Origin of the sequence: Mangrovimonas futianensis, from assembly GCF_021245805.1 — a bacterium.
In the GTDB taxonomy this organism is placed as follows: Bacteria; Bacteroidota; Bacteroidia; order Flavobacteriales; family Flavobacteriaceae; genus Mangrovimonas; species Mangrovimonas futianensis.
In genome coordinates this window covers 1-255 of record NZ_JAJJNF010000101.1, presented here as the reverse complement: position 1 = coordinate 255, position 255 = coordinate 1, and the positions used below count along the sequence as shown (strand labels likewise).

General features: G+C 54.5%; 1 protein-coding gene. It reads left to right on the top strand.

Features of this window, described 5'->3' with window-relative positions; translation table 11 throughout:
* Positions 1 to 255, top strand: a 255-nt coding sequence (locus LOK78_RS16600) for an FIDD domain-containing protein (protein ID WP_232635697.1), incomplete at both ends; no start/stop codon positions are given.

Genomic DNA, 255 nt, shown 5'->3' with positions numbered 1-255 from the left:
ATGTGGGTACGGACGGTGAAGTCGTTTACGTAAGGGTAGAGAGCGTGAACACCGGCTGCCATACCACCACGACCCTGACCCTTCAGGTAGTGGGTGCACCAGCGGCCAACATCCCACAGGCGCTTACCTACTGTGACCCTGACAACGATGACCTGGGCGAGTTTGACCTGGACAGTACCATAGAAGAAATTACAGGAGGTGACACCAGTTTAGATGTTACCTTCCACCTGACCTACCAGAACGCAGTGGACGATG